A 21,849-nucleotide genomic window follows, 5' to 3' on the forward strand; every position below is an offset into this window, starting at 1 on the left:
CCGCAGGAACCGTCGACCCTAAACCTGAGCGAGCAAGCGAAGACGAAGACGGTCTAAGCCGCGGATCACGCTCAACCTCTGAATAGCCGCCCGGCCACGGCGCTCACCGAAGCGGTGCACCCAAGCCTCACAACCATGGGGGCCGGCCAAGGCAAGGTGCACCAAGCCCACAGGCTTCTCGGCGCTTCCACCTCCAGGCCCGGCAATTCCACTCACCGCAATCGCCCAGTCACAATTCAGGCGCTCCCTGGCTCCCCGGGCCATCGCTTCGACCACTGGCTGCGAGACAGCGCCGTGGGTCATGAGCAGATCCGTCGACACCCCAAGCAGGCCCTGTTTCACCGCATTGCTGTAGGCAATGACGCCACCCTGAAAAACCGATGAGGAGCCTGCAACAGCCGTGAGAGCCGCCGCCAGTGCGCCTCCGGTGCAGGATTCAGCCACCGCCAGAGACTGATCCTGTTGTTTGAGCAGGCTGATCACCACCGACGCCAGGCTGTCCTCATCCACGCCGTAGCAGTGATCTCCCGTACGGCGCCGCAGCTCCGCTTCAAGCGGCACCAGCATCTGAGCTGCAGCATCGGCACTCGGGGCACAGGCTGTGAGCCGTAATTTCACGTCTCCGAGGGAGGCGTAGGGAGCCACCGTTGGGTTGGTGGAGGCCAACAGATCCGCAACATGCTCGGCCAGATCGGATTCACCAAGTCCGCTGAAGCGAAGTTGACGACTAACAAATATCCCGGTGGCACCACCATGCTCTTGGAGCCACGGGACGGCCGTCTCCGTCCACATTGCCTGCATCTCCGAGGGCACCCCCGGAAAGGTGAGGATGGTGAAATCCGGTCGCGGCGACCAGATCATCCCGGGAGCCGAGCCCTTTGGATTGGGAAGAACCTCAGCCCCGCGGGGGAGAAAAGCCTGGCTGCGATTGCTGGGAGCCACCGGCCGGCCTCCCGCTGATAACTTCCGCTGGATCTCCAGCCAGAGCTCTGGACGTTCCTCCAGAGGAGTCTCGAAGGCAGCAGCCAGGGCATCTGTGGTGAGGTCATCCGGCGTGGGGCCCAAACCGCCTGTCGTCACCAGAACCCTGCAACGCTGCGACGCCTCACGCACGGCGGAAACCAAGCGGTCTTTGTTGTCGCCGACGACCGTCTGGCGGTAATGCGGCAACCCCAAACCAGCCAACTGTTCAGCGATCCATCGGGCATTGCCATTAAGGATGTCGCCCAACAGCAACTCCGTGCCCACACACAGAACTTCAACGCCCGATTCAGCCACGCGGCTTGCCAAGGGCAGCAGGGTCTACGGGTGTGGCACGCGGCGTGGTGCTCATCAGGGCCCGCTCGTGTTGCAGCTGACGCCGACTAATCACGACCGTGGCCACCAGGATGGCTGTGGCGAGAGCCAGCCAGAGGAAGCGCATCTCAGCGTTGGCAACTACCAGGGCAAGGGCTGCGAGCCACTGGGTGAAGACGTAGATCAACAGAACCGTGCGCCGATGACTGAACCCGGCGCGAAGCAAACGGTGATGGAGGTGACGGCGGTCGGGATAGAAGGGAGAGCGGCCTTCCCGCAGCCGGCCCATGATCACGGCCGACATGTCGGCCAGCGGCAGCGAGAGAATCAGGAGCGGCAGCAGCAAGCTGACGGTTGTGAGCCCCTTGGCGGGTCCCACGATGCTGACGGCAGCGAGGGTGAACCCGAGGAAGTAGGAACCCCCATCGCCCATGAAAATCCGGGCTGGGTTGAAGTTATGTCGCAAGAAACCAAGGCAGCAGCCAGCCAGTGCAGCGGCCAGGAATCCAGCGGCCACCTGATGAAGCGAAAAGCTGACGGACACCAGTCCGACAGCGGCAATGCCAGCAACCCCAGCGGCGAGGCCATCAAGGCCATCCAACCAGTTGATGGCATTGGTAATCCCTACCAGCCAAACAACGGTTGCCAGAAGGCTGAGGCCGTCCGGCAAGGCAATCGGACCTGCGGAAGCGGTGAGCCAGGGGAGATCGATTGCTCCAATCCGAACGCCCTGGCTCCAAACCGCACAAGCCACGGCGACCTGCCCAGCCAGCCGAGGCCACGGGGAAAGGGCGAAGAGGTCATCCGCCAAGCCGATCAGAAAAAAGCAGAGCGAACCGGCCAGGGTGCTCCAAATCAGTTGATCCCTTGCCGGAGCCAGCAGTCCGAAGCCCCCCATCGACCAAACCGCCGCCAAGGCCAGACAAAAACCCAGCACCATGGCAACCCCCCCAAGTCTCACCATGGGGGTGATGTGCTGCTTGCGCTCATCGGGCTGATCGGTCCACCCGAAGCGAAGACCCAGCCGTCGCACCCGGGGCACCAGCACCGTGGTGATCACCGCGGCCAGAAGAAAACTGACCGAGGCAACCGCAATAGGGCTGGCCAAGAGATTCACAAAAGCTCCGGGAAAGAGACGGTCCCCCGGTCAGAAGGAGTAAACCCAATCCTAAAGAGCTTGCAACCCGCACAGCAAAACCCACCCAAGCTGCTTCGAGTGGAAGGGCCGAACCTCAAGCCAGAACAGGCTGCTTGCTGTCGGCGTAGAGCGGGAAGCGCTCACAGAGAGCAGCCACACGGTCCAGGCAACGCTGCCGAATCGCGTCATCCTCTGGATTCAGAAGACGGTCGGCAATTACATCAGCGACCTCGCGGAAGGCTTGAACATCAAAACCGCGCGTGGTCAGTGCAGCAGTTCCCAGCCGCAGGCCACTGGTGACGAAGGGTGATTCGGGGTCAAAGGGAACCGTGTTCTTGTTGGCCGTGATGTGCACATCACTCACCAGCAGATCAGCCACTTTTCCTGTCATCGAAATGCACCGCAGATCAAGCAGCACCACATGATTATCGGTGCCACCACTGACGACATCGACCCCGCGGGCAATCAGCTGTTCGGCTAGGGCCGCCGCATTGGCGACCACCTGCTGGCTGTAAGCCTTGAACGAAGGCTGCAACGCTTCACCAAAAGCCACAGCCTTGGCCGCGATCACGTGCTCTAAAGGGCCGCCCTGACTGCCGGGGAAAACGGCCTTATCGAATTTTTTGGCGAAATCAGCATCGCGGCACAAAATCAAACCACCACGGGGGCCGCGAAGGGTTTTGTGGGTGGTGGTGGTCACCACATCGCAGTGAGGCACGGGACTGGGGTGGACGCCAGCAGCCACGAGGCCGGCGATGTGGGCCATATCGGCCAGCAGATAGGCACCCACTTCATCCGCGATGGCACGGAACGCAGCGAAGTCAATCGTTCGCGGATAGGCGGAATAGCCACAAACGATCAGCTTGGGCTTGTGCTCCAGAGCAAGCTGCCGAATCGCCTCCATATCCAGGCGTTGGGTCTCCTTATCGACGCCGTATTGAACGACGTTGAACCACTTGCCACTGACGTTGACCGGAGAGCCATGGGTCAGATGACCGCCATGGGACAGGTCGAGCCCCATGATCGTGTCCCCGGGCTGCAGCAGGGCCAGAAAAACGGCGAAGTTGGCTTGGGCCCCGCTGTGGGGCTGCACATTGGCCCATGCAGCCCCGAACAACTGCTTGGCCCGCTCGATGGCCAACTCCTCAATGGCATCAACGTGCTCACAACCGCCGTAATACCGCTTGCTGGGCAGCCCCTCGGCGTACTTGTTGGTCAGAACAGAACCCTGAGCCTGCATCACCGCGCGGGACGCAAAGTTCTCCGATGCGATCAGCTCAAGGTGGGTTTCCTGACGCTGCTGTTCCTGGTTGATGAACGCAGCAATATCCGGATCCGATTGAGCCAGATCAGCGTCGATGGCGCGTCCAGAAGCCTGGCCCATGAAATGTCAGTAAAGCTTTGACCAATCGTAAGAAACCACAGCGATCAGGCTGAGCGATCAACCAAAAAAAAACTGCCCATGGGGGCAGTTGAAACGCGCCTGGAGAGATTCGAACTCCCGACCCTCTGATCCGTAGTCAGATGCTCTAATCCGCTGAGCTACAAGCGCTGGCGTGGAACCATCAGACCCCATCGAGGGTCCGCTCGTCAACCGGGCCCCGGCCGCGCCAGGATTCAGGTGTTTCTGTGCCCGAGCAATGCCGATCCGCTGGTATGGCCCCGCTAACCCTGAGGATCCGACTTATCGGCATTTCGAGCGCATTGTGAACCTATGCCTTCACGGCGGCATCTTCGCCGCGGTGAACAGTGGCAGTTGGTTCCTGCAGGAGATGCGCCATCCCTTTCCTCCGGGGAGCTTGACCTGGGTCACCGGACTCTGGGCAACCTTGTGGCTGGGCCAATTGATTTGGGTAATTCTTCAGCGACCCAAGCCAGAGGAATAACGCCAGCATGGAGGCATCCCCCTCGCTCCTCCTGGGCCGATGTCCCTTTCCGCCAGCGATCTGCAGGACCTTCAAAGCGCTTTAGCTGATCGCCTTTACGTTCAAATCAGCGGCTGGCATCTTTACCTCGGCGATGCCGAGCTGGCCTCCGCCCTCGCGATCGAATGCAGTGCTCGCGTTAATCAAGGAGCTGAAGTCGCTGCTCGGCAGGCGCTCGACGCCGTGAAGGTTCCGCTGGCAGGAGGCGCTAGTCAGCTCCCCCTCGCCAAACTCATTCCCCCCAGCCAGCTCCGTGATCTCGAAGAGATCCTTGAGCCTTACTGCGGATAAGGTTGCAGTCCATCCGCCGCGGTTGGTGTGCTGATCATTGAAGTCACCAACTCGAGAGACGTCGTTCGCCAGCGCATCGGCCGACTGGGTGAACGGCTGATTGGACGGGTGGTCGATGCAGAGGCCCAGGTCGAAAAGGCCCTGATTCAGGAACTGGAAACCGCCTTCAAGGAGTTCGGGATCGAAGCACGGATCGTTTCTGTTCAAGGACCACAGCTCGTGGGTCGCGAACAGTTGGAACTTCCTATCCAGGTGCGTGAAGAGCGTGATATTCGTCTCAGCGAGACCTGAATCGACCCACCAAAAGCTGCGTGATCTCACGCACCTCCGCCACCTTGAATTGAGCACCGATCAAGGCAAACAGCAGCAGACCCAGCAGGCCAGGTGCAGACACCTTCAGAAGCAAGCCCACGACTCCTGAAGGCCAGCTCACCACGGCCAACAGAATCCCGGCGGCGCCTGCGGCCAGCACACCAGCGATGGCCAACCGCAAAAGATCAAGCCCCCAGCGCCGCAATGGGAGGCCTGAGATCCGTTGCTGCAAAGCAAACAACAAGGCAAGACAGGTGAGCAGGTTGATGGCGACCGTGGCGAGCACTAACCCGGGCGCTCCGAAATTGAACGGCGACTGATTCCCCCAAGGGGTCGGGCCACCCACCAACAGCCAATCAAAAACCACGTTCAGACCGATCCCCGCCAGCGAGAGCCGAAAGGGCGTCGTCCCATCGCCGAGGGCATAAAAGACACGCACCAGCACATCCCGACCGAGGTAGGCCGGCATGCCAAGGCCGTAGGCCATCAGCAAACCCGTCACCAGCTGAGCCGCTGTCGCATCGAAGGCTCCACGCTCGTAGACCAGGGCGACGATGGGACCACCCAAGGCGATGAACAGACCGCCGAGAGGAATCATCGATGCGGTGGAAAGCATGAGCCCCTGCCGGATCCGTTCGATCAGCTGCGGTCGATCGGCCGGCGCCGTGAGCCTGGCGAAGGTGGGCAGCAAGGGCACCAGGAGTGCATTCGAGATCAGGCCCAGCGGCGTTTGCACCAGCAAATTGGCGTACCCCAGACCCGCAGCCGCACCGACGATTCCAGAGGCGAAAAACAGATCCGTGAACACATTGATCTGAAGCATTCCGGACGACAGCGTCGCGGGCCCCATCACACGCCAGACCTCTCGCACGCCGGGATGCCGCCAGTCCCAGACCAATTGGAACCGAGCCAACCCCTGCTGGATCAAAGCCGGCAGCTGGATCAACCACTGCAATAAAGCCCCCACCAACGTGGCGAATGCCAACACCACACCCCCGGTCATGGCGGCGGACGGCAAGGCAATGTCAGCACCGAGCTGCCACCACAGAAGTCCCACACCCAGGATCAAGGCCCCGCTGGACATCAGCGGTGAGATCGCCGGAATCCAGAATTCATCTGCGGCGTTGAGGGAACCGAAGCCGAGCCCAATCAGTCCGGCCAACAGCGCCATCGGTGCCATGACCTGCAGCTGAACCCTGGCGATGGCGTGAAGATCGGGTGCCAGACCCGGTCCCACCAGGGTGATCAGGGGATCCGCCGCCAGCACCAGAACGATCGTGACCAGCAAAAGCAGAGCGCTGACGCTGGTGTTGAGAGCAGCAAGGATGTGAGCCCCTTCAGCCCGGGGGCGCCGGCTGAGAACACTCACCATGGCGCTGTGAAAAGGGCCGTTGATCCCCCCGAGGAGGATCAGAAGAAATCCAGGCAGCACATAGGCGTAGTTGTATGCGTCATAGGCAGCACCAACCCCAAAGGCCGCTGCGATCACCAGCTGCCGGATGAGGCCACCCACCTTACTCAGCAGGGTGCCAAGGGTCACCACCAATGCGATCCCCTTGAGTGAACGCGCCATTCCGCCCCCAGCACTGGGCGCATTGTGAATGCATCGCACGAGACCATGGGCAGATCTCGGCTGCTGCCATGACTGGCCTTCCCTCTCCGGGCGATGCCCTGCTGCGTTTTGAACCCCTGACGGAGGGCGTGCTGCTGAAGCGCTACAAACGCTTTCTCGCCGATGTGGAACTGAGCAGTGGTGAGACCGTCACGGCCCATTGCGCCAACACCGGTCCAATGACGGGGGTCTTGATCCCTGGCCAACGGGTGCGTCTCCGCCACGCACCCTCTCCAAAACGCAAGCTGGCCTGGACCTGGGAACAAGCCGAAGTTCCAGGTGCAGAGGGAAAACCCTGCTGGGTCGGCATTAATACCGCCCTCCCAAACCGCTTGATTCGGGCCACGATCGAAGCGGGGTGTCTGGACACTCAACTCGGTGCGATTGCGGGAATCCGCGGAGAGGTGGCCTACGGAACAAACAAGCGCAGCCGGATTGACCTCCTTCTGACCCCGGCAGAACAGAACCCCGATCAACGACTGATCTACTTAGAGGTGAAGAACACAACCTGGACCGACGGCAGAACCGCACTATTCCCTGACACGGTGACCGAGCGGGGCCAAAAGCATCTGATCGAGCTCATGGGTGTGCTTCCGGAAGCTCGGGCGGTGCTCGTGCCCTGCCTCAGTCGCCCAGATGTGAACGACTTTGCTCCCGGCGACAGTGCTGATCCGCGCTACGGAGAACTGTTTCGCCAATCCACCGGCAGCGGCGTGGAAGTTGTGCCGTGCTGTTTCAGCTTTGCCGCCGACGCGGTGCATTGGCAGGGAGTGCGCCCAGTTAGACCAGTTTGATTTTTGGTAGCAGATCGAACATGGAAGGGGGCTTCCCCCAGGCAGCTTGGTTTGGTTCGTCTGGGAACATTCCAGACGTGTCTCGCAGCTCTGCACCCTCGTTCATGACAACTGCATTCCACGCGCCTCCAGAACGGCGGCGCAAAACACTCCAAGAGGCAAGCCTCCTGGAAGGCCCGATGCTGCTTCTCAAGAGCATCCGTGGCTTCAGCTCCAACCGCGCCATGACCTGGCTCGCCTGTGCGCCCTTGGCGCTTATGGGTCTGGGCATCTTCACGCTGTCTGCCAAAGCCGAAGAGCTACCTGAACTCTCCGCAGCTTTTCTGGCCAACAACCTCTGGCTTCTGGTCGCCACCATCCTGGTGATCTTCATGAACGCCGGCTTCGCCATGGTTGAAGCAGGCATGTGTCGGCAAAAGAATGCCGTCAATATCCTGGCCAAGAACCTGTTCGTGTTCGCCCTCGCGGTGACCGCCTACTGGTTCGTGGGCTACTCCTTCATGTATGGCGATGCCGCGATCGACGGCTGGCTGTACTTCGCAGGATTCTTCTTCGATCCAACCGTCACCGCTGAGACCATCAGCGATGCCGGCCTGGTCCCCACCGTTGATTTCCTGTTCCAGGCAGCCTTCGCCGGAACAGCTGCAACGATCGTTTCCGGCCTTGTGGCGGAGCGCATCAAGTTTGGTGAGTTCGTGATCTTCGCGCTCGTCCTCACTGCCTTCATTTATCCGGTTGCTGGCAGCTGGGAGTGGAACGGTGGCTGGCTCAACAGCGTGGGCAATGTCGAATTCATTGACTTCGCTGGCTCCTCGATTGTGCACTCCGTTGGTGCCTGGGCCGGCCTGGTCGGCGCCATGCTACTTGGACCCCGCATCGGCAAATACGTCGATGGAAAGGTGCAGGCCATCCCTGGCCACAACATGTCCATCGCCACCCTCGGCGCTCTGATCCTCTGGATCGGCTGGTATGGCTTCAACCCAGGTTCCCAGCTGGCCATGGACCAGTGGGTTCCCTATGTGGCCGTCACGACCACCCTCGGCGCTGCCGGCGGTGCCATCGGTGCCACGGTGATCTCCACGATCACCTCTAAAAAGCCTGACCTGACCATGATCATCAACGGCATCTTGGCCGGCCTGGTGAGCGTGACCGCTGGTTGCGGCAACCTGACCCTGGCAGGCTCATGGGTAGCAGGTCTGGTGGGAGGCATCATCGTCGTCTTCTCCGTCGCTGCACTCGATGCCGCAGGCATTGACGATCCCGTGGGAGCCTTCTCCGTGCACGGTGTGTGCGGTGTGTGGGGCACGCTCGTGATTGGCCTCTGGGGCTATGACATCCAGGGCGACGGCTCACCTCTCGGCCTGCTTGTTGGCGGTGGTGTTGAGCAGCTCGGCATCCAGGCTCTGGGTACCGCTGCATACGCCATCTGGACTGTGGTCACCTGCTACATCGCTTGGCAGATCATCGGCGCCCTCTTCGGTGGTATCCGCGTCACCGAACAGGAGGAGACCGAAGGCCTGGACATCGGCGAACATGGCATGGAGGCCTACGCCGGTTTCTCCACCATCAACAACTGATTCCTTTCAGGCACAGTTATTGATCTCAAGCCCGGCCGATCGGCCGGGCTTTTTTGCTGCCTGGATCGCAGCTTCAGGCCACATAGAGTTACCCCACACCGGCGCACCCCATGGACACCCACGCCTTCAAGCGCTCCCTCCATCATTCCGAGCGTTACAACCGGCGAGGCTTCGGGCGTGCCGAGGAAGTGGCAGAAAGCCTCGAACAGGCCTACCAGAGCGGTCTGATCGGCACGATTCGGGACAACGGCTATCGGCTTGAACACGGTCGGCTCGACGTTCGACTGGCTGAAGCATTCGGTTTCTGCTGGGGCGTCGAACGTGCCGTGGCAATGGCCTACGAGACCCGCAGGCACTACCCAAGCGAGCGTCTCTGGATCACGAACGAGATCATTCACAACCCCTCTGTGAACGATCATCTGAGAGAGATGAATGTCCAATTCATTCCCGTTGAACAAGGGGTGAAGGATTTCTCCGGTGTCACCTCCGGTGATGTGGTGATCCTTCCGGCCTTTGGCGCCACCGTTCAGGAAATGCAGTTGCTGAATGAGCGGGGCTGTCACATCGTTGATACCACCTGTCCCTGGGTCTCCAAGGTGTGGAACACCGTGGAGAAACACAAAAAGCACACCTTCACCTCGATCATTCACGGCAAGGTGAAGCACGAGGAGACACTCGCCACGAGCTCATTTGCCGGTACCTATCTGGTGGTGCTGGATCTGGAAGAAGCCCAGTACGTCGCCAATTACATCCTCGGCAACGGAAACCGCGATGCCTTCATCGAACGCTTTGCCAAAGCGTGCTCCCCTGGTTTCGATCCCGACAGAGACCTCGAACGCCTGGGTGTGGCCAACCAGACCACAATGCTCAAGAGCGAAACGGAGGAAATCGGACGCCTGTTCGAGCGAACGATGTTGAGCAAATACGGCCCCACCCAGCTCAACGATCACTTCCTGGCCTTCAACACCATCTGCGACGCAACCCAGGAGCGTCAGGACGCCATGTTCTCCCTGGTGGATGAACCGTTGGACCTGATGGTGGTAATCGGTGGCTTCAACTCGTCGAACACCACCCACCTGCAGGAAATCGCCATCAGCCGCGGCATCCGCTCCTTCCACATCGACACGCCCGAGCGCATTGACGTCGGCAGCAATTCAATTGAGCACAAACCCCTTTCCGCCGAGCTCTGTCGTGAAGGCGATTTCCTTCCTGAAGGACCCGTCAAGGTGGGAATCACCTCCGGTGCCTCAACCCCAGACCGGGCTGTGGAAGAGGTGATCGAAAAACTGATGCAATTGAGCGAAAACTGAATCGCAAGGAGCTTTACATTGGTTCATCTTTAATCCGCCCATCGTCGGCAGCTCCCTATCCGTGACTGTCTTGTCGCCCACTGAAACCGACAATCAGCTTCACGGTGCCGACCCCCAGGTGCGCTGCTACAGCAGCCACTTCGAGGATTCGATGCAGATGCTGGCTCCCCAAACAGTCGTGGCGCGCTACCTGGATGACCACCAAAGCTGGTTTGAGCGTTGCGCCAGTCCAATGCAGGTCGAAGCCATCGACCTGCAGTCCTACAGCCTGACCCTGGGGCGATTCGGAAACTTCGGCTTCGAAGTGGAGCCAACGATTGCTCTGAGACTGCTGCCGCAACAGGAAGGGATGTACCGGATCGAAACATTGCGCACGGTGCCGCAGACCCTCGCACTGCGAAATCACTATGACGTCGACTTCCGCGCTGGGATGCGACTGATCCCTGAACAAGAGCAGACCTCAGTGCAATGGGACCTTGATCTCAAGGTCTGGATCCGGCTACCCAAAGTGATTTCGATGTTGCCGGATCAGTTGGTTCAGAGCAGCGGTGACCATCTGCTGAAACAGATCGTTCGACAGATTTCGCGTCGGCTGACATGGAAGGTCCAAGAAGATTTCCATGCCAGCCATGGTCTGAGCTGCCCACCCCGTCAACGGGCAGCCTTTTAAAGCAGCAGGGATGGGGCTTAGCTCACTGGCTCAGAGCTTCGGTCCTGTGGCCAACACATCCAGGTCCATGTCCAAAGGCAACCGGCTGGAGCAGTGCTTGGTTGACATAGATCTTGGCCTGAATCACGGCATCTGCGAGTGGTAAACCAAGAACGAGCGCAGCCGTGATTGCAGCACTGAGGGTGCACCCCGTCCCGTGCGTGTGGGGAGTTGTAATTGCGGGTTGCGTTCGCCAGACGCCAGGAGCATCACCCGAACAGAAAAAATCCTGACCTGCCAACTCAGGCAAACCGCCACCTTTAATCAGCACGGCCTGGGGACCACGCTCCAATAAGCACTGAGCCGCATGCTCTACATCGATCTTGCCATTGATCTCGCGGCCCGTGAGAAGAGCAGCCTCGTGCAGATTGGGCGTCAACAACGTGGCGAGCGGGAGCAGAAGTTGTTGATACTTCGCGACGGCATCTCCACTCAACAGCCTTGAGCCCGCTCGAGACACCATCACCGGATCAACCACGGTGGACCCCTCGAACAATCGCAATGGATCAGCGACAGCCTCCACGAGCTCAGGCGAGTACAACATCCCCGTTTTCAAGGCAGGAATAACGAGATCCGAAAAAACAGCCTCGATCTGCTGGGCAACCGAATGACAACTGAGGGGTTCAACATGCGTGACACCTAGACTGTTTTGAGCCGTGACACACGTGATCACGGATGCACCGTGAACATCGAAGTGCTGAAAGGTTTTGATGTCTGCCTGAATACCAGCACCACCAGCCGAATCGCTTCCACCAATCGTCAGCGCCGACAAGCAGCGCCCCGGGCTTTTCATCATTAATCAACCTGCGACAAATCAGACATCAGCCGATTCACATTAGGCAAAGATCAGTTTCACCCTCAGCAACAGCCCTTGCGCTTGCAAAACCCACTCGCCATTTCGTCAAAAAAAAATTAGCGACTTTGAGCCCAGCATCTCGCTCAATTTGATCGGCCATAGGGCAAAAACGAATACTGATCGTCGTAACAGAAACTTCGATTCCGAGTCGAACTACCACCTTCAGACGAGCTGGCAAACTGAACACGTTGGGAGTCGACAGCTCATGCCTTCAAAAATGCCTGACTGGAGCGATCAATTACAGGAGATCGGCTTCGAGCGAACAAAGCAAGCCGATGGCGCGGTGTGCCACTGCTACCAAGCGATGCAGCGCCGCAACTCTTTTTGGACCCTGATCACGGTGAAGCAAGTCGGCCGACCTCACCCAGACGCATGGCAGGTAACATATGCACGCTCTGAAATACAAGTTGGCCTCTGGAAAATACACCAGGCTGTAAAGAATTTAGAGGTCGTTGTTTATACAAAAAGCAGTCACATGCTTGAGAAAGTTAAAACAGAAATGCAACGGCAACCAGATTTATTACGCAGAATCAGCAACTGAGAAAGCACCCGCTGAAGTCCAGGCATGCGCAAAACTTACCAAAAAGGAAAGATCACAGAAATCATGGACATCAACTTACGCCATACATGCGAAGGCATGAGACATGGCTGATACTACTTTAAATTCAAGCGAATAAGCGTTAGCTTGCGATCCGCACGATTGACCTGAGCCATGACTTCAAATTAATCCATATTCAAGAAACTTTTGAAAGCCAAAAGCCTTGTCAAACCATTGAAATTTCCTTCCAATTACTACACTTAGCTCAGAACCTTTCGAGCATTATTGCCGCTTACACTTAGCAAGTTAGGCCAGCCTTATTGCTGATCAACCTTGCAAACCAAGAATCCGATGCAAGAATGGACACTGGACTTCAGGGCGTGCTCTTTGGAACAGTTAAAACGCAAAAGTTCGAACATGAAACATCAGCACTTTATTTCGTAATTATCAGCATTATGACCTTCCTCAGCCGCAGCACTTATTGAACGTAGTGCTTACTAAATGCGTCACCTCAACGACTGAAACCATAGGGAAAAACGACATGATCAAGCGGCCCCACCTGGATGTTGAAGCCTTTGAGCTTGCCCTCGAGAATGCGGGCTTGGACCCCTCTGAGCTGGAGATCATTGAGCACATTCGATACATCGGTATCTTCGATGAGCTTTCACTAAGGAAATCACTCGCACTACCTACCAAACCACCCGCGCTTTACCGTCTCAATAAAGCCTGCGAAAAAATTGCTGTGCAACTGCCTGAACAGTCTCAGCAAATGCTGAAATGGTCTGTCAGTCAAAGCCCGGATCAAATCAGCTGGACAGGCAATCTGGTGTGCAGTATCGGCTTCAACGCAGACGGAGAACGACTCGAACCCGAATCAGGCACAGTGCTGTACCACACGTTTGTTGTTCACAAAGAGCTGTTCAACGGCCTTGGTGATACCTGACCAGTTATTTGGAACGCATCACTGATGGTCCAGCAACGGCCCCCAGCGACGCCTTGAGCCCAAGGGCCCAAGATTCATCGACAATGCAATCCGATTTATCATCAAAAACCACAGAGTTGAGCATTTCTATAAACAGCAAATCGGAAAAATCCACCACGAAAATCACCACAAGAGTGCAGACAAACTCCACATCTTTTAGCAGAATTACCACAGCAAGACTGATGGAATAAATTACAGCTAATAGAGGCAAACTCGCGGAACACAATCATTTAGATGGCCAACAAAATTCAAAGAAATGGGAGCGCAAGCAAATGAATAACCTCAAACACGAACAAAAAGAGAAAAGCAAATTAGCGCTTCAAGCGTCCAGCTTGATATCAATCACATATGAATACATATTCTTGAGCCCACCAACAGGAATAGGCTTAAAAACCAGACGCATCAGTAGCTTGCATGACATCGATGCGTCAAATAAGTGCTTGATCTCATCTCAAAATTGTTCATAATCCATTCACTTGGGATTTGCTTCATGCGCTTTACTATCGTTTATGCATCAGCAACCGGCCATACAGAAGACATAGCAGAAAGGCTAAGGATATTATTACCAGGATCAGAATTAAAAGATCTTGACAGAATAGATTTTACAAAAGAACTAGAAGAGTCTGAAGCGTTAATTTGCTGCACACCAACCTGGAACACTGGCTCTGACATTAAAAGATCAGGCACATCATGGGACGAACACATTGACAACATTCCCCATCTATCGCTAAAAGACACACCCATTGCGATAGTAGGCCTGGGAGACTCAGCTGCATTCAGCAAATATTTCTGTGATGCCATGGAAGAACTTTACAAATCATTCAAATCTGCAGGAGGCCGAATGATCGGCCATGTATCAACTGACCAATATATTTTTGATGAGTCCAAAAGTATTATCGATGGAATGTTTTGTGGATTACCTATTGACGAAGACAATGAATCCGAAAAAACTGATGACCGCCTACAGGCCTGGTCAAGGGCAATCACTCAAGAAGTCAATATATAATAATCTGGAAAACGACATACATGACACAATTAAACCAAAGCTAAATTAGAATTTAGCCGAACAACTGACGATCAGTCATCACGTACTCTGCTGAAATTTACTTTCATAAAATCAACAGGTAGCCCACCATAAATAGAAACAATGACTGGAGTCATCGCCATCGCAGCGACCAACAATCCAATCGGCTGCTTGGTCGACTCACGAGCAGCTTGAGCAAGAGCTCCTCCACAGATTAAAATATAAAAGATGTAGAACATGATGGCTTTCAAAGAGCTTTTCATAGATCCTTCATGATTTGGGTTAAATCAATGGCAGCATTCAACATTGACACAGAGAACCTTCGAAATGATGCGAATATGCATATCCCTCAGGAGAACACAAACAATAGAACAAATAAAACATAATTTGCATCAAAAGATGATCCAGGACATTTCTTTTTAATCAAAGCGAAGTAAAATCCAACAATTAATCCTTGGCTCAAGAAAATAGCATATCAAAAATTTCTTGCACCATGCATCAAGACTATAAGGCGATTGCGCTTCTTTTGTTTACTTCAGTACCACTCGCAGTCGTTGCAGCAACTGCATTTTTTTTACATCAAAAGTAACGAACGAAAAACACCACTCAAGAGAGAGGATTTTTATCGTTAGTGGCCAGAATAAAGCCGAATCATCTCAACGCTATTACTGATTCAGCCCCTCGACCGACATCCACGTTCTGGAAAACAGCTTCTACAGCAGCGACATTCGTGCGAACACCTTGATGAGTGCATCAAGGGATCCAGCGACGCGGTAATGGCGACTATCCCTCTCATCATCAGCACCAGCCGGAGCTTGCCCAAGGGGGTCATGGCGCTGGCCAAACTTTTTAGGCAGCACCTCTTAGCGCTGTTCTGACATCCCAGCGCAGCTTGTCTCAGCCTTAATTCAAAAATCCAGGGCCCTAGAAAAAGATGGCGTGCAACTCGCCCTCCACGTGGAGGGTTGTCCAGGCCATAGATTTAAAGGGCTGCCCACCCGGTCAGTGGGCAGCCTTCTGAAGGATCTTCAGCGGTTGGTCCAGATCTTGTTGACGATCTCCATTCCGCTAAAGGCCTGCCAGAGGAACAGCGTCAGCATGCCCATGTTCAGTCCCACATGAGCCTTGCGCGCAATCAGATTGCCCCGTTGCATGAGGGGTGAGAGCGACGCGGCAACAGCGATCATCCCTGTCATGGCCAGACCCACCAACAGATGCGGTCCAACGAACAATTTGCCGTTGTTCAGATAGGTCACAGCCATGCCACCCAGCGTGCCGAGGGTCATCACCGCTAAGAGGATGCTGCCCCAGAGGTAATGGCGCTGGGCAAACTTTTTCGGCACCAGCTCTTTGCGTTGTTCTGGCGTACCAGTGCGTGTTTTCTTGGCCTTGATCCCCAGGTAAAGGGCCCAACCACCAGTAGCGAGCAGGCCCCACTCCGCTAAAGGATGAGCGAAATTGAGGCTGAAGGGAAGCGTGGCGAGCATCAGGGGGGAGTCTTCAGTGACGCGAGGCTAGGGGGCCGCCGCCCCCCCACCAGCATCAGTGCAGGAAATGGCGGCGCCCCGTGAGCTGCATCGCCAGACCGAGCTCATCACAAGCCTTGATCGAATCGCCATCGCGCATGCTCCCGCCGGGATGGATCACGGCGGTGATGCCATGGCTGGCGGCCAGACGCACCGTGTCGTCAAAGGGGAAGAAACCATCACTGGCCAGCACCGCCCCCTGGGCCTGATCACCCGCAGCCTCCAGGGCAATCCGGGCCGATCCCACCCGATTCATCTGGCCAGCACCCACGCCGAGACTCTGGCCATCCCGAGCTACCACGATGGCGTTGGAGCGAACGTGACGCACCAAGCGCCACGCAAATTCCAAATCCAGCTTTTCTTGGGGTGTAGGCGGACGCTGGCTGGGCACAGTCCAGTCTGCCGGCGTGATCGCCTGGTCATCCAAATCCTGAACCAGGAGCCCGCCAAGAATGCTTCTCACATGATCGGGACCAGCTGCGTCGATGGCCTGAGGAGACAGTTCCAAAAGCCGCAGATTCGCCTTGGCCGCAAGCACCTCCCGCGCTTCGGCCGTAAATCCTGGTGCCACCACACATTCCAGGAAAAGACTGGTGATTTCACGGGCCGCCGTGGCTTCCACAACACCATTCATGGCAATGATGCCGCCGAAAGCACTAACCCGGTCAGCATCCAGAGCCCGGGTCAATGCGGCAGGCAACGTTGACCCGATCGCCACACCACAAGGATTGGTGTGCTTGACGACGACGGCCGCCGGTTGCAAAGCCGGTGCGTCACCATCGGCTCCGTAGCCAAACTCACGCACGGTGGCGAGAGCAGCCTCCAGATCCAAAAGGTTATTGGTGCTCAGCTCCTTGCCCTGCAGCTGAATCGCACCGCCCCAACCCTGCTTGGAATGACTGAACCAGCGCGCTTTTTGGTGGGGATTTTCCCCATACCGCAGGGTCTGGCGTAGAGGGGCAGCTTCCAGCCAGGGGCTGTCTTCCACTGAGCTTTGCTCGAGCATCCAGCGGCTGATTGCAGTGTCGTAAGACGCGGTGTGCTGGAACGCTTCAAGGGCCAATTGGCGACGCAGATCCGAAGGCACACTCCCGCCGGACTCCGCCATGGCGGTCAACAAACGATCGTATTGATCAGGGCTTGTGAGGACGGCCACATCGGCATGGTTCTTGGCAGCCGCCCGCACCATGGCGGGGCCACCGATGTCGATGTTCTCGATGGCCTGGTTCCAACTGACATCCGGCCGGGCGACCGTTTCTCGGAAGGGGTAAAGGTTGACCACCACCACATCGATGGGGGCGATGTTCTGCTGTTCCAGATCAGCCGTATGGGCTGCATCACCCCGCTTGGCCAGTATTCCGCCGTGCACCCTTGGGTGCAGTGTTTTCACACGACCGCCAAGAATTTCTGGAGCCCCGGTGTGATCCGCCACACGGGTGACCGGAAGGCCCGCCTGCTCCAGCACCTTGGCTGTGCCTCCACTGGAGAGCAACTGATAGCCATGGGTCCGATGCAGGGCCTCCGCCAGAGGCACCAGCCCGGACTTATCGGAAACACTCAACAGAGCGACAGGAGCCATCGAAGGGTCGTGACTGGGTCGTGAGCCAACCTACGCATCAGTGATGTTGATGCCCGATGGATGGCCGGCTGGTGCTCCTCCACGGCTGGGGAGCCAATGGAGATGATCTGAAACCTCTGGGCGATCGCCTGGCCTGTGAAACCTCGAAGGAGCTTGATGTGGTGTGCCTGGAGGCCCCTGAACTCCACCCAGACCAACCGGGAGGACGTCAGTGGTACGGCTTGTTCCCCGCACAGTGGAGCGCCGTGCCCCAGGCTGTTGACCTCCTGAAGGCTCAATTGCAAGACCTGAGCAGGTCAGGCCTCGGCCTGGAACAAACGGTGGTGTTCGGCTTTTCCCAGGGAGGCGCCATGGCTCTTGACTGCAGCTGCTCCCTGCCTGTGGCAGGGGTCATCAGCTGCAGCGGCTACCCGCATCCCAACTGGGATCCACCCAAGCAGCATCCCCCCGTTTTACTGATGCATGGTTCTGAAGATCCCGTGGTGCCTTTCCAGGCCATGCAAACCATCGGCTCGCAATTGCAATCAGATCAGTGCCAGACCCTGGAATTCAAAAACGGCCACACCATCCCTGATGAGATGGTGCAGCCAATCGTGCTGTTTATCGAGCGTGTTCTGAAGAGCGCCTGATCAAACGAAGGCGTACTCGTACTCCTCCATTTCCTCCCAATCATCAGCGCCAAGCTCAAGCCCTTCAAAGAGCTTGTCTTCGCCAATGGAATCAACGATGGTGCGCAACGACGGGAAGAGGAAATGATTCTCTTCGGCGTATTGCGCACTAAACAAGCCCTTCTCACCCCAGAAGAAGCGATCGGTGGTGTGCTCATTCCGGCGCACGTTCAACAGCGCTGGAGATACCAAACCAGCCTCAGCGATGTACCGACGCGCGGCGGTGACGGGCTTGTACTCACCGGTTTCAAGGTGATGGGTTGGCACATGCGCCAAGACCCGCTGACCTGCCAGACGACGACGACTGATGCGCTTGCGCTTCTTGGACATGGAAGGGCTCCGGTACGAAAGGAAGAACGGGGTGAATCGTCAGAACAGACGAAATCCGTTTCGGCGAAATGACCATCACCACGGAATCGTCAATAGCCGTCGGCGCAAAAACGCCAGACGCAAGGGACCGCGTCGAGGCAATTGCGGGCGCACCACAATTGCCGGCAGAACACCAACACCCAAGCGGGAATCAGCTGAGGACACTTCAACCTCTGCTGTAGCTTTGGTTGCACAACAAATGCAACCGTTGTGAGAGATGGTGGGCGTCTGTTCACAAAGAACAGCGCCTCGGTCGATAGGAGGATCTTAAGACTTTTCCCAGATTTTTCAAGTCCCCCTCCCGCAGGCTTGCTCAAGCACGTGAATGGATCGACCGGATCTGATGCAACTCACCGATCGATTCTTTGAATTCACAGACCAACAGCTGGCTGATCTAACCGCCAAAGAAGGCATTCAGCATCTAGGGCTTTACGTCAGTGCACCACCCAATCAACAAGGTCCGCCCTTGCTGCTCATCCGGCAATGGTCCGCCAATGAACGGTCCCTTCCCGCCGCCGACGCCGACCCGTACCTGCGCCTGCCGCATCAAAGTCGGCGTTGGTACCCCCTACAGGATGCCGGATTGATCCTGGGAGCACTGCGAGCCGATCTGGATCCTCAACGGAGCTGGAATCTGAGCTTGGACCAGCGAATGCGGCGCAGTGCTGCTGCCATCAGCCACGCTCTTGGACGAGACCTGGAATGCCTGCAACTCCGCCAGGAACTGAGCCAACAAAACGATCAACTGCGCACCCTCGTTCACCAATTGCGCAATCCATTGGCGGCCCTGCGCACCTACGCCCAGCTGCTAATGCGGCGCCTCGAAGCTGACAGCTCCCACCGTCCACTCGTGGAGAGCATGCTTTCGGAGCAAAGGCAACTGGGCCAGTACATCGACGTTCTGGATGACCTTGGACGACAGCGCTTGCCACAGCAGGAGACCCTGGGCCCGACCCTCTTACCCCCCGGGCCCGCTGCAGGCGAGGCAACGATGCGAAGCCTGCTAATGCCTCTGCTGGAGCGAGCGGAAGCGACAGCAAGCCTGCAGGGCCGCCCCTGGGAGGGGCCGCAAGCGTGGCCCCAATGGATTGATCAGCCGTCCCAAGACGGCACCATTGCAGAAATCGTCGCCAACCTCCTGGAAAATGCGTTCCGCTACAGCCCAGCGGGTTGCAGCGTGGGCCTGTGTCTGTTGCCCGACGGGCTCTGCGTCTGGGACGACGGACCGCCAATCCCCATCGAGGAGAGGGAGATGATTTTCGAGAGGGGAGCGCGGGGATCAACCGGCCAAGACCGTGCCGGCACCGGCCTTGGGCTCGCCCTCGCACGGTCCTTAGCGGAACGGCAGGGCCGCAACCTCAGCCTCTGCGTGGAGCCAACCACGATCGCTCCGGATCTGCCCGCTGAGGGCAATGCGTTCATCCTCAATTGGCCGGCAGAAACAACGCCAGGCCGAGCAGCGTGATCATCTCGGTCAGAACGAGAACCGCTCCATAGCTGTCGCCGGTATGCCCCCCCAGACGTCGCCCGAGGCCCTGGGCAACAAGGATCGCCACAACACCCCCCAAGAGAAGAGGGAGGGGCGCCACAAGCGCAGCTAGCAGCGCCACAGCCAGCAACGTGGGCAGTGCATCCCAGAGCGGCCTGGCGTTGTCGCGATGAAAAGCAGCGGTTCCATCGACCCGCAGATAGTCGAACCGCACCATGGCCCATAGCGGTGACACCCGTGCCCAGAACGCAGCCAGACAGAGCACCATTGGGGCCTGGGGCCCCAGTTGGATCAGCGCCGCGACTTGCAGCAGCAGCACCATCACGAGAGCCAGCACGCCACTGGCACCCACCCGGCTGTCCTCCATAGCCTCCAGCCTCCGTTCCACAGGCGCCCCGAGACCATCCGCCGTGTCGATCAAGCCGTCGTGGTGCAACCCACCACTGAGTTGGATTCCGAGAGCCACCACGCAGGGGGCACAGGCTGCAGGAGGCCAACCCAACCCGGAAAGACAACCCCAGAGCAGCCCCTGCAGCGCTCCGATCAGCAGCCCCATCCAGGGAGCAAAGCGAGCGATGCGCTGAAACGAGGGCTGCGGCCAGGGCCATGCGGGCAGCACCGTGTAGAAGATCCAGGCTCCCGCCAGATCAGACAGCCAGGACGGAGCGCTCCGGGGAATGGCGTGACGGGTGCAATCAGCCCTCACCGTAGGTTCATTGCAGGGGCAGATCGGCCTTGTTCGGCTTTGAGATCAACGCGCATTGCGCCAATACAGCAGCCCGGTGCGGCACGTTTACGACCCCTCATGGGCCGGTTCAAACACCACGCTTCATGCCGGTGGGCACCCTGGCGACCGTTAAGGGCATCAGCACCGAGCAACTGAGCCACACGGGTGCCCAGATGGTGCTCTCCAACACCTACCACCTGCATTTGCAGCCCGGCGAAGAGATCGTGGCGGCTGCAGGTGGCCTGCACCGTTTCATGGGCTGGGACGGGCCGATGCTCACCGACTCCGGGGGCTTTCAGGTGTTCAGCCTGGGGGACCTCAACAAAATCGATGACCGCGGCGTGGTGTTCCGGAACCCCCGCGATGGACGCACCATCGACATGACACCGGAACATGCCACCCGCATTCAGATGGCCCTCGGGGCGGATGTGGCCATGGCCTTCGACCAGTGCCCGCCCTATCCGGCGACGGAGAACGACGTCATCGATGCCTGTCGCCGCACCCATGCCTGGCTCGAGCGCTGCGTCACAGCCCACACACGCGTGGATCAGGCCCTGTTCGGCATCGTTCAGGGCGGCTGTTTCCCGCATCTACGGCGGGAGAGTGCCCGTGCCGTCGCCTCCTTTGATCTACCGGGAATCGCCGTCGGTGGCGTCAGTGTCGGTGAGCCCGCGGAGGAGATGCACCGAATCGTGCGGGATGTCACGCCCTTACTCCCCACGAACAAACCGCGATATCTGATGGGCATCGGCACCCTGCGCGAGATGGCCATCGCCGTGGCCAACGGCATCGACCTCTTCGACTGTGTCTTGCCCACCCGACTGGGTCGCCATGGAACAGCACTGGTAGGCGGCGAACGCTGGAATCTGCGCAATGCCCGCTTCCGCCACGACCACACACCCCTGGATCCGAGCTGTTCCTGCGTGGCCTGCACTGGACACACCCGGGCCTATCTGCATCATCTGATTCGCAGCGAGGAACTTCTGGGCCTCACCTTGCTGAGCATTCACAACATCACGCAGTTGGTGCGTTTCACGTCCGCCATGGCACAAGCCATTCACGACGGCTGTTTTTCAGAGGATTTCGCTCCCTGGGAGCCGGACTCACCAGCTCATCACACGTGGTAG

The 21,849-nt window shown here is 57.8% G+C and carries 25 protein-coding genes and 1 tRNA gene; 13 read left to right on the forward strand and 13 right to left on the reverse strand.

The genetic code is table 11. From position 1 onward, the window contains the following. Positions 1–18: 18 nt before the first annotated feature. From FZZ92_RS09065 to FZZ92_RS09080, 4 genes are all read right to left on the reverse strand, one after another. Positions 19–1,278, reverse strand: a complete 1,260-nt coding sequence (locus FZZ92_RS09065; protein WP_226423144.1) for a competence/damage-inducible protein A — start codon at positions 1,276–1,278, stop codon at positions 19–21. Beyond that, complete coding sequence (locus FZZ92_RS09070) at positions 1,271–2,413, reverse strand: glycosyltransferase family 4 protein (protein WP_115024947.1); 1,143 nt, start codon at positions 2,411–2,413, stop codon at positions 1,271–1,273. The genes FZZ92_RS09065 and FZZ92_RS09070 overlap by 8 nt, the downstream gene beginning before the upstream one ends. 115 nt (positions 2,414–2,528) lie before the next feature. Further along, on the reverse strand, positions 2,529–3,818 hold the full coding sequence (glyA, locus tag FZZ92_RS09075) for a serine hydroxymethyltransferase (RefSeq protein ID WP_115024946.1): 1,290 nt from the start codon (positions 3,816–3,818) through the stop codon (positions 2,529–2,531). 94 nt (positions 3,819–3,912) lie between these two features. After that, positions 3,913–3,986 (reverse strand) — tRNA-Arg (locus tag FZZ92_RS09080). 88 nt (positions 3,987–4,074) lie between these two features. On the opposite strand from FZZ92_RS09080, the gene FZZ92_RS09085 reads away from it, so the two are divergent. The 3 genes from FZZ92_RS09085 to FZZ92_RS09095 are packed head-to-tail and all read left to right on the forward strand — an operon-like array spanning position 4,075 to position 4,941. Further along, positions 4,075–4,320, forward strand: a complete 246-nt coding sequence (locus tag FZZ92_RS09085) for a hypothetical protein (RefSeq protein WP_115024945.1) — start codon at positions 4,075–4,077, stop codon at positions 4,318–4,320. Positions 4,321–4,359: 39 nt separating this feature from the next. After that, complete coding sequence (locus tag FZZ92_RS09090) at positions 4,360–4,650, forward strand: DUF3181 family protein (RefSeq protein WP_115024944.1); 291 nt, start codon at positions 4,360–4,362, stop codon at positions 4,648–4,650. Positions 4,651–4,677: 27 nt separating this feature from the next. Further along, the gene (locus FZZ92_RS09095; protein ID WP_115024943.1) at positions 4,678–4,941 is read left to right on the forward strand and encodes a cytochrome-c oxidase; all 264 of its coding nucleotides are present in this window, start codon (positions 4,678–4,680) and stop codon (positions 4,939–4,941) included. On the opposite strand, the gene murJ is transcribed toward FZZ92_RS09095, so the two are convergent. Continuing rightward, positions 4,928–6,535: a murein biosynthesis integral membrane protein MurJ gene (murJ, locus tag FZZ92_RS09100; protein ID WP_226398384.1), complete on the reverse strand. Its 1,608-nt coding sequence runs from the start codon at positions 6,533–6,535 to the stop codon at positions 4,928–4,930. The genes FZZ92_RS09095 and murJ overlap by 14 nt on opposite strands. Positions 6,536–6,603: 68 nt before the next feature. On the opposite strand from murJ, the gene sfsA reads away from it, so the two are divergent. The 4 genes from sfsA (at position 6,604) to FZZ92_RS09120 (ending at position 10,925) form a co-directional block, all read left to right on the forward strand. Continuing rightward, positions 6,604–7,368: a DNA/RNA nuclease SfsA gene (gene sfsA / locus FZZ92_RS09105; protein ID WP_226398383.1), complete on the forward strand. Its 765-nt coding sequence runs from the start codon at positions 6,604–6,606 to the stop codon at positions 7,366–7,368. A gap of 104 nt (positions 7,369–7,472) precedes the next feature. Next, positions 7,473–8,945, forward strand: coding sequence for an ammonium transporter (locus tag FZZ92_RS09110; RefSeq protein ID WP_226423044.1), 1,473 nt, complete (start codon positions 7,473–7,475; stop codon positions 8,943–8,945). 110 nt (positions 8,946–9,055) lie between these two features. Then, positions 9,056–10,255, forward strand: a complete 1,200-nt coding sequence (locus FZZ92_RS09115; RefSeq protein WP_115024940.1) for a 4-hydroxy-3-methylbut-2-enyl diphosphate reductase — start codon at positions 9,056–9,058, stop codon at positions 10,253–10,255. A gap of 61 nt (positions 10,256–10,316) precedes the next feature. Further along, positions 10,317–10,925: a DUF1997 domain-containing protein gene (locus tag FZZ92_RS09120; RefSeq protein ID WP_226423045.1), complete on the forward strand. Its 609-nt coding sequence runs from the start codon at positions 10,317–10,319 to the stop codon at positions 10,923–10,925. Positions 10,926–10,947: 22 nt separating this feature from the next. On the opposite strand, the gene thiD is transcribed toward FZZ92_RS09120, so the two are convergent. Next, positions 10,948–11,760, reverse strand: a complete 813-nt coding sequence (thiD, locus tag FZZ92_RS09125; RefSeq protein WP_370631264.1) for a bifunctional hydroxymethylpyrimidine kinase/phosphomethylpyrimidine kinase — start codon at positions 11,758–11,760, stop codon at positions 10,948–10,950. A 277-nt stretch (positions 11,761–12,037) separates the two neighbouring features. Between thiD and FZZ92_RS09130 the strand changes: the two genes are divergently transcribed. Both FZZ92_RS09130 and FZZ92_RS09135 read left to right on the forward strand, forming a co-directional pair. Continuing rightward, positions 12,038–12,361, forward strand: coding sequence for a hypothetical protein (locus tag FZZ92_RS09130; RefSeq protein ID WP_226398380.1), 324 nt, complete (start codon positions 12,038–12,040; stop codon positions 12,359–12,361). A 538-nt stretch (positions 12,362–12,899) separates the two neighbouring features. After that, a complete protein-coding gene (locus FZZ92_RS09135; protein WP_226423047.1) occupies positions 12,900–13,301 on the forward strand; it encodes a hypothetical protein in 402 nt (133 codons plus the stop codon). Positions 13,302–13,305: 4 nt separating this feature from the next. Here the strand turns inward: FZZ92_RS09135 and FZZ92_RS09140 are convergent, their stop codons facing one another. Further along, positions 13,306–13,512 carry a hypothetical protein gene (locus FZZ92_RS09140; protein ID WP_226423048.1) on the reverse strand — a complete coding sequence of 69 codons (207 nt, stop codon included), beginning with the start codon at positions 13,510–13,512 and terminating at the stop codon, positions 13,306–13,308. A gap of 264 nt (positions 13,513–13,776) precedes the next feature. On the opposite strand from FZZ92_RS09140, the gene fldA reads away from it, so the two are divergent. Next, positions 13,777–14,346, forward strand: coding sequence for a flavodoxin FldA (gene fldA, locus FZZ92_RS09145; protein WP_370631265.1), 570 nt, complete (start codon positions 13,777–13,779; stop codon positions 14,344–14,346). A gap of 71 nt (positions 14,347–14,417) precedes the next feature. On the opposite strand, the gene FZZ92_RS09150 is transcribed toward fldA, so the two are convergent. From FZZ92_RS09150 to purH, 4 genes are all read right to left on the reverse strand, one after another. Then, entirely contained in the window at positions 14,418–14,627 is a 210-nt protein-coding gene (locus tag FZZ92_RS09150; protein WP_226423049.1) for a hypothetical protein, read from the reverse strand. Between the two features lie 450 nt (positions 14,628–15,077). After that, the gene (locus FZZ92_RS09155) at positions 15,078–15,224 is read right to left on the reverse strand and encodes a hypothetical protein (protein WP_226423050.1); all 147 of its coding nucleotides are present in this window, start codon (positions 15,222–15,224) and stop codon (positions 15,078–15,080) included. 168 nt (positions 15,225–15,392) lie between these two features. Beyond that, a complete protein-coding gene (locus FZZ92_RS09160) occupies positions 15,393–15,851 on the reverse strand; it encodes a DUF4079 domain-containing protein (RefSeq protein ID WP_166015632.1) in 459 nt (152 codons plus the stop codon). A gap of 55 nt (positions 15,852–15,906) precedes the next feature. Beyond that, positions 15,907–17,469, reverse strand: a complete 1,563-nt coding sequence (purH, locus tag FZZ92_RS09165; protein ID WP_226423051.1) for a bifunctional phosphoribosylaminoimidazolecarboxamide formyltransferase/IMP cyclohydrolase — start codon at positions 17,467–17,469, stop codon at positions 15,907–15,909. Positions 17,470–17,525: 56 nt separating this feature from the next. Between purH and FZZ92_RS09170 the strand changes: the two genes are divergently transcribed. Next, positions 17,526–18,098, forward strand: a complete 573-nt coding sequence (locus FZZ92_RS09170; RefSeq protein WP_226423052.1) for an alpha/beta hydrolase — start codon at positions 17,526–17,528, stop codon at positions 18,096–18,098. Here the strand turns inward: FZZ92_RS09170 and FZZ92_RS09175 are convergent, their stop codons facing one another. Further along, positions 18,099–18,467: a DUF3155 domain-containing protein gene (locus FZZ92_RS09175; RefSeq protein ID WP_115024930.1), complete on the reverse strand. Its 369-nt coding sequence runs from the start codon at positions 18,465–18,467 to the stop codon at positions 18,099–18,101. It abuts the gene before it with no gap. Between the two features lie 382 nt (positions 18,468–18,849). Between FZZ92_RS09175 and FZZ92_RS09180 the strand changes: the two genes are divergently transcribed. After that, a complete protein-coding gene (locus FZZ92_RS09180) occupies positions 18,850–19,971 on the forward strand; it encodes a sensor histidine kinase KdpD (RefSeq protein ID WP_226423146.1) in 1,122 nt (373 codons plus the stop codon). On the opposite strand, the gene cobS is transcribed toward FZZ92_RS09180, so the two are convergent. Continuing rightward, the gene (cobS, locus tag FZZ92_RS09185; RefSeq protein WP_226398375.1) at positions 19,931–20,701 is read right to left on the reverse strand and encodes an adenosylcobinamide-GDP ribazoletransferase; all 771 of its coding nucleotides are present in this window, start codon (positions 20,699–20,701) and stop codon (positions 19,931–19,933) included. The genes FZZ92_RS09180 and cobS overlap by 41 nt on opposite strands. A gap of 29 nt (positions 20,702–20,730) precedes the next feature. On the opposite strand from cobS, the gene tgt reads away from it, so the two are divergent. Next, the gene (gene tgt / locus FZZ92_RS09190; protein ID WP_226398374.1) at positions 20,731–21,849 is read left to right on the forward strand and encodes a tRNA guanosine(34) transglycosylase Tgt; all 1,119 of its coding nucleotides are present in this window, start codon (positions 20,731–20,733) and stop codon (positions 21,847–21,849) included.

The sequence above is a fragment of the Synechococcus sp. MU1611 genome (assembly GCF_020514255.1).
In the GTDB taxonomy this organism is placed as follows: domain Bacteria; phylum Cyanobacteriota; class Cyanobacteriia; order PCC-6307; family Cyanobiaceae; genus Parasynechococcus.